Here is a 6,712-nt window from a genome sequence, read left to right as displayed (position 1 = left end):
GACGCCGCATCCGTAAGGCGGCAAAGCCGCCAACGGCTGCGCAGTGAGCGCCGCTACAGACGCAATTGGTTTTTACCGTTTTAACGGCAGCTTGTACGGATCGTTCGTGCAGCGCCGGGCCCGGCTATCCGCTCCCCTACAACGCACGGCAGGGCACGGCAGGCGGCCTCGCAGAGCTTTCCGACGATCTCCTCAGCGCAGCGGCTCCTCATAGCCCGCGAGCTTGCGGCCCATGAGCACGCCCATGGCGGAGGCCATCATCAGGCCGCGCGTCCAGCCGGACGAATCGCCGAGGCAGTACAGGTGCGCCACGTTTGTCTTGAGGTCCGGGGTCATCTTGACCTTGTTGCTGTAGAACTTCAGCTCCGGGGAGTACAGCAGCGTCTCATAGCTGGCAAAGCCCGGCACGACCTGATCCATGGCCTGAATGAAGCCGATGATGTTGATCATGGCGCGGTAGGGCATACCGGCGGTGATGTCGCCCGCGACGGCGTCCGGCAGTGTCGGGCGCACGTTCGAAAACGCCAGCTCCTTCGGCCAGGTGCGCTTGCCGTCGAGAATGTCGCCGAAGCGCTGCACGAGGATGTGGCCGTCGGCCAGCATGTTCGTCAGCTCGCCGACCTTCTGGGCGTAGGCGATGGGCTGGTTAAACGGGTAGGTGAAGTTGTGCGAGCACAGGATGGACAGGTTCGTGTTGTCGGACTTCAGGTCCTTGTAGCTGTGGCCGTTTACGACGGCGAGGTTCTTGTCATAGTTTTCCTGGCTGACAAAGCCACCGGGATTCTGGCAGAATGTGCGAACCTTGTTCTTGAACGGCTGCGGATAGCCGACGAGCTTGGACTCGTAGAGGACGCTGTTGACCTCCTCCATGACCTCGTTGCGGACCTCGACGCGCACGCCGATGTCCACGGTGCCCGGCTGGTGGGCGATGTCATACTTCGCGCACAGGGATTCCAGCCATTCCGCGCCGCGGCGGCCTGCCGCAATGACGACGTCGTCGGCATAGATCGTCTCGCGCGTGCCGCCGCGCGTCGGCTCCACGATGACGCCCTTGCACAGCGGGCCATCGAGCACGAGATCGACGCAGCTGTGGCCGAAGAGCATGTCGACGCCCTTGGCACGCAGGTCGTTCTCCAGCGCGAGATAAAGCTCCTGCGCCTTTTCGGTGCCGAGGTGGCGGATGGGGCAGTCGACGAGCTTCAGGCCTGCGCGAATGGCGCGGCGGCGGATGATGCGGATCTTATCGGGGTCGGACACGCCCTCCACATGGGGATCTGCGCCGAATTCCAGGTAGATCTGGTCCGTATAGTCAATGAGGGACTGGGCAAAGTCCGGGCCGACGAGGTTCGGGAAATCGCCGCCGACCTCGTGGTTCAGCGAGAGCTTGCCGTCCGAGAACGCGCCTGCGCCGGAGAAGCCGGTCGTGATGTTGCAGGGCTGGCAGTTCACGCATTTCTGCGTCTTGCTCTTCGGGCAGGAGCGCTTTTCCACGCTCTGGCCCTTTTCGACCATCAGGATCTTCTTGTGTGCGCCGCGGCGGAACAGCTCGACGGCCGTAAAGATGCCGGCAGGACCGGCACCAACAATGATCAGATCATACTTTTCCATAGAAACTCCTTTGTGCTGCGGTATTGCTGATTTATTTGAATGTTATTCTTCCTTCAGAAGGGCCTCTCCAGCCTTGTAGATGTCGCCTGCGCCGACGGTCAGGATCAGGTCACCCTTCTGCGCAGCCCCGCGGAGATAGGCCGTGACCTCAGGGAGCGTCTCAAAGTAGACGCTGCCGGGAATGCAGCGCGCCAGATCGCGGGAGGAGATGCCGATGGTGTTGCTCTCGCGGGCGGCGTAGATCTCGGCCAGAACGGCGATGTCCACGCGCTTGAGCTCGCGGACAAAATCGTCGAACAGGGCCTTCGTGCGCGTGTAGGTGTGCGGCTGGAACGCGAGGATCACGCGCTGATAGCCCATGTGGGCCACGGCGTCGATGAGGGCGTGCAGCTCACCGGGATGGTGGGCATAGTCGTCATAGACGTCCGCGCCGTGGTACGTCCCCTTGAACTCCATGCGGCGGCCCGCGCCGTGGAACGAGGCAAGGCCCGCGGCGACATCCGCGCCGTCCACGCCCATGACCCATGCGGCGCTTGCGGCGGCCAGCGCATTATAGACATTGTGGCGGCCGTAGACCTGCAGGTCTACATGGCAGTAGCGCTTACCGAAGCAGATAATGTCAAACGAGCGCAGGTCCTCGGAAAGCCCCTCGGGGTGGATATCGTTGTGCGCATCGATGCCAAAGGAGAGGTAGTGCAGATCCGAGAGCGCCTGCACGGTATTTGCATCGTCGCCGTTGGCGATGACGTGGCCCGTGCGCGGCACAAGGCCCGCAAATTTGCGGAACGAGCGCTTCACGGCGTCGAGGTCCTTGAAATAGTCCAGATGGTCGGCCTCGATGTTGTTCACGATGGCGACGGTGGGGTAGAAATTCAGGAACGAGTCGCAGTATTCGCAGCTCTCCATGATAATGGTGTCGCCGGAGCCGACGCGGTGGCCTGCGTGCAGCAGCGGGAGATAGCCGCCCATCATAACGGTCGGGTCGCGCTGTGCCTGCATGAAAATATGCGTCAGCATGCCGGTCGTGGTGGTCTTGCCGTGTGTGCCGGACACGCAGATGGCGTTTTTATATTCGCGCATGATCACGCCCCAGGCCTGCGCCCGCTCGAACACGGGGATGCCCTGCGCGCGGGCCGCGGCGACCTCGGGATTGTCGTTGTGGGCGGCGGCCGTGCGGATGATGCAGTCCGCGCCCTGAATATTCTCGGCGCGGTGGCCAATGTGCACTTCGATGCCCTTGGCGATCAGCTCGTCGGTGGAGACGGAGGCGTTCATGTCCGAGCCGGTGACCGTGATGCCCATGCCGCGCAGCACCAGCCCGAGCGGCCGCATGGAGACGCCTCCGATGCCGATCAGGTGAATGTGCTTACCGGGGACAAGGTAGCTGTCCAGACGTTTGAGATTGTTTGCCATATTCATTCCTCCTGCTTCGGAAAGCCGCACAGTTGACCGCTCGCCGGAAAAACTCCGGGTCAGCGGCCAAAACTCTCCTTCTATATTATAATAGAAAACCCCGGATTTTACAAGGGTTCTGCAGGGAAAACCGGAAGTTCCCGCAGCTCATCCGGCAGAAGCTCCTCCGGCAGACGGAACGTCAGGCTGCGCCCGTCCGGGTGCGGCACACGCAGCCGCCAGGCATAGAGGGCAATGCCGCCCGGCGCGGCCTGCGCGCCGTATTTCCGGTCGCCGCAGACAGGGCAGCCGCGTGAGCCGAGCTGAACGCGGATCTGGTGCGTTCGGCCCGTGAGCAGCTGCAGGTGCAATGCGGCGCGGCCGTCCGGCAGCAGGCGCAGCGGCGTGCAGATCAGGCGCGCCTCGCGTACCCCGGCCCGCGTGCGCTGCACGACGTAGGTTTTGTTGCGCGCGCGGTCGTGGAACAGCAGGTCATAAAGCTCCTCCGGCTCTTTGCACGGCGCACCCTCGGCCAGTGCGAGATATTCCTTGCCGGCCGTGAGGTGCGCCGAGAGAAAGGCCGCCGCCTCGCGGGTCTTGGCAAAGACCATCACGCCGGGTACGTCGCGGTCGAGCCGGTGCACCGGGAAGACCGTGCGCGGCGCAAGCAGCGAGGCCATGCTCTCCTGCCCGGAGCTGTCCGCGGCGGAAAGCACGCCGCGCGGCTTGCAGCACACGACGAGCTGCGCATCTTCATAGAGGATCATGTCCCGTCCCTCCCGCGTCTCAAAATACGCTCCATTTTACTCCGAAGTGTTCGAAATTGCAAGTCCTGTTTTTGGGGAAGCTCTGCCTCGATCATCTGCGGCGTATGACGGAGCTTTTCCGCTGATCCATCGGTTCGAAAAGCTTGACGTACACAAAGTACGCCTGCACTTTCCAAACCTCGACTCGACGAAAAATCTCTCGCCATCCGCTCTTGCTGATTGAATCAGAGCTTCCCTTAGCTCTTGACAATCCTATTCTGTGTTCGCTATACTGGAGAAAAAGAGGGTGATATGCATGCAGACGATGCGCGAGGATGCGGAGACGATCCTGCGCGAGGCCGTTGCGGCCGCGCAGCCGGGCCGGCTTGTGCGGGAGGCGCTGGCAGCGGAGCGGCTGACGGGCAGGATCGTGCTCCTTGCGGCGGGAAAGGCGGCGTGGGCCATGGCACAGGCCGCCTGTGCCTGTGTGCCCGTCCGGCGGGGCATTGTCATTACCAAGGACGGCCATCTCGGCGGGACGCTCCCGCCGCTCGAGCTGGCGGAGGCTGGGCACCCCGTGCCGGATGCGCGGGCCTTTGCTGCGGCGCGCCGCGCGCTGGCGCTCACGCAGGGGCTGACGGCGGAGGACACGGTCCTTGTGCTGCTGTCCGGCGGAGCCAGCGCCCTGTTCGAGCTGCCGCTCGTGCCGGAGGCACGCCTGCGGGAGATCACGCAGCGGCTCCTGCGCAGCGGGGCGGATATCGCGGCGATGAACGCCGTGCGCAAGCGCCTCTCCGCCGTGAAGGGCGGCCGCTTTGCGCAGCACTGCGCCCCGGCGCGCGTTGTATCCATTCTGCTGTCGGACGTGCTGGGCGACCGGCCGGACGTCATCGGCTCCGGCCCCGCCGTGCCGGATCCCTCGACGAGCGGAGAGGCGCTGGAGGCTGCCGGGCAGGCAGGCCTGCTGCCGGATGCCGCGCTGGAGGCCCTGCTCCGGCAGGAGACGCCCAAGCTTCTGGAAAACGCCCGCTGGCATGTGGTCGGCGGCGTGCGGCTGCTGTGCGCCGCGGCAGAAGAGACGTGCCGCAGGCTCGGCTATGCGCCGTTCGTGCTGACGGACCGCCTGAGCTGCGAGGCGCGGGAGGCCGGGCGCTTCCTTTCGGCGGCCGCGCAGTATCATGCGGGCCGGGGACGGGCGCTTGCCCTGCTGGCGGGCGGCGAGACCGTCGTCCATGTGACGGGCAGCGGTCTCGGCGGGCGAAACCAGGAGCTGGCGCTCGCGGCCGCGCCGGGGCTGGAGGGACTTTCGGACGCCGCCGTGTTCAGCTTCGGCAGCGACGGCACGGACGGGCCGACGGATGCCGCGGGCGGCTATGCCGACGGTCGGACGGCGGCCATTCTGCGCGCTCTCGGCCGCACGGCGGAGGCGTGGCTGGATGATAACGACGCCTGGCATGCGCTGGCGCAGACCGGCGGCCTGCTGCGTACCGGCCCGACGGGCACGAACGTCAACGACCTTTCTGTGCTGCTGATCGGAAAACCGAGGTTGACTTTTTGATAAAATTTAGTAAGATATAGATGAGTTAAGGATACCCCTTCGAAAACAACCCCGGGAGGCTTTTCCAATGAAAAAATGGCATACTGTGCAGGATTATCTGGTCATCGTGTTCTGCGCCTGTCTGCTTGCCCTGAGCTACCACCTCTTCGTGTTCCCCAACGAGTTCGCGCCGTCCGGCCTGCCGGGCATCGCGACCATCATCCAGCATGTGTTCCATTTTAAGGTCGGCTATATGACGATCCTCATCAACGTCCCGCTCGTCCTGCTGACGTATTATATCGTAGACCACCGCTATGCCGTGTTGTCCGCGACGTTTGCAGTCGTGTTTTCCGTCGTGCTGCTGGCGCTGGATTATGTCAACCTCGCGCCGTTTGAGTACTATACGACTACCGGCACGAGCACGATCCTTGCGCCCATCGCGGGCGGCGTCATCAGCGGCTTCTGCTATGGCATGGTCATGCGCCGCGACTCCAGCACCGGCGGCACGGACCTGCTGGCGGCGCTCGTCCACCATGTCCGCCCGGAGATGCACATCATCTGGATCGTGTTTGCCATCAACGCCATCGTCGCGGCCCTGTCCTACTTCGTCTATGATTTCAAGATCGAGCCGGTCATTCTCTGCCTGATCTACTGCTTCCTGTCCAGCCACGTCGGCGATACGATGATCAAGGGCTTCAAGGAGGCCGTGAAATTCGAGATCGTCACGGATAAGCCGGAGGAGCTTTCCGCCGAGCTGCTCAAGCATATGAAGCACGGTGTTACGGAGATCCCGGCCGTCGGCGGCTTCACGCATTCGAACAAGACGCTGCTCATCTGCGTTGTGAACCGCCACCAGATCGTGGCGTTCCAGCGCATCATCCAGCAGTTCCCCGGCTCATTTGCCTACCTCAGCTCCGTGAAGGAGACCATGGGCAACTTCGCCCACATCAAGCGCTGAAGCGGAAAAGAATCTGCGTGCCCCGGCCCCGGGGCGCGCTTTTTGCGTGACTGCCAGCTATGTGCTGCCGATTCGTACAGACTACCGTTAAAACGGCGATAGCCTCCGATTTGTCATTGCGAGGGCGCTTTGCGCCCGTGGCAATCTCGCGGCATATGCTTGGACAACAGGAAGGCCTTGGCGAAAACGTAACTGCCTTCCCGAGATTGCCACGGGCGCAAAGCGCCCTCGCAATGACAAATCTGGGAGCCGGTGCGGTTGGCGAGGGTATCCGGAAACTTGTAACTGCCCATGGCGCTCAGTGACCGCCGCTACAGACAGACACCGGCCCGGCGGGGATGCCGCCGGGCCGGGAACTGTTTTTGATTATTGGACGATGATCTTCCCGTCGGCGAAGTCCGTGATCACGCAGCCGCCCGCCGGGAACTGGTAGGTGTCACGCAAATCTTTTAAATGCAGCGTAACTTCACC

The 6,712-nt window shown here is 63.3% G+C and carries 5 protein-coding genes; 2 read left to right on the top strand and 3 right to left on the bottom strand.

Annotated elements, in window-relative coordinates:
* Positions 1 to 192: 192 nt before the first annotated feature.
* The 3 genes from WMO66_RS05225 to WMO66_RS05215 all read right to left on the bottom strand — a co-directional run bounded on the left by WMO66_RS05225 (position 193) and on the right by WMO66_RS05215 (position 3,767).
* Positions 193 to 1,608, bottom strand: coding sequence for an NAD(P)/FAD-dependent oxidoreductase (locus WMO66_RS05225; RefSeq protein WP_349135333.1), 1,416 nt, complete (start codon positions 1,606 to 1,608; stop codon positions 193 to 195).
* Between the two features lie 42 nt (positions 1,609 to 1,650).
* Entirely contained in the window at positions 1,651 to 3,021 is a 1,371-nt protein-coding gene (murC, locus tag WMO66_RS05220) for a UDP-N-acetylmuramate--L-alanine ligase (RefSeq protein ID WP_349135332.1), read from the bottom strand.
* Positions 3,022 to 3,128: 107 nt separating this feature from the next.
* On the bottom strand, positions 3,129 to 3,767 hold the full coding sequence (locus WMO66_RS05215; RefSeq protein ID WP_349135331.1) for an RluA family pseudouridine synthase: 639 nt from the start codon (positions 3,765 to 3,767) through the stop codon (positions 3,129 to 3,131).
* Positions 3,768 to 4,062: 295 nt separating this feature from the next.
* On the opposite strand from WMO66_RS05215, the gene WMO66_RS05210 reads away from it, so the two are divergent.
* Together WMO66_RS05210 and WMO66_RS05205 are read left to right on the top strand one after the other, a co-directional pair.
* The gene (locus WMO66_RS05210) at positions 4,063 to 5,304 is read left to right on the top strand and encodes a glycerate kinase type-2 family protein (protein ID WP_349135330.1); all 1,242 of its coding nucleotides are present in this window, start codon (positions 4,063 to 4,065) and stop codon (positions 5,302 to 5,304) included.
* Positions 5,305 to 5,371: 67 nt separating this feature from the next.
* Positions 5,372 to 6,241: a YitT family protein gene (locus tag WMO66_RS05205; protein ID WP_349135329.1), complete on the top strand. Its 870-nt coding sequence runs from the start codon at positions 5,372 to 5,374 to the stop codon at positions 6,239 to 6,241.
* Positions 6,242 to 6,712 lie beyond the last annotated feature (471 nt).

Source organism: Faecousia intestinalis (genome assembly GCF_040096185.1).
Lineage (GTDB): Bacteria > Bacillota > Clostridia > Oscillospirales > Oscillospiraceae > JAZOXB01.
This window is presented reverse-complemented; position numbering and strand designations above follow the sequence as displayed.

Excerpts from the sequence above, each read along its gene's own strand:
- WMO66_RS05225 (WP_349135333.1), bottom strand. The coding sequence starts at position 1,608 with ATGGAAAAGTATGATCTGATCATTGTTGGTGCCGGTCCTGCCGGCATC.
- murC (WP_349135332.1), bottom strand. The coding sequence starts at position 3,021 with ATGGCAAACAATCTCAAACGTCTGGACAGCTACCTTGTCCCCGGTAAG.
- WMO66_RS05205 (WP_349135329.1), top strand. The coding sequence starts at position 5,372 with ATGAAAAAATGGCATACTGTGCAGGATTATCTGGTCATCGTGTTCTGC.
- WMO66_RS05210 (WP_349135330.1), top strand. The coding sequence starts at position 4,063 with ATGCAGACGATGCGCGAGGATGCGGAGACGATCCTGCGCGAGGCCGTT.
- WMO66_RS05215 (WP_349135331.1), bottom strand. The coding sequence starts at position 3,767 with ATGATCCTCTATGAAGATGCGCAGCTCGTCGTGTGCTGCAAGCCGCGC.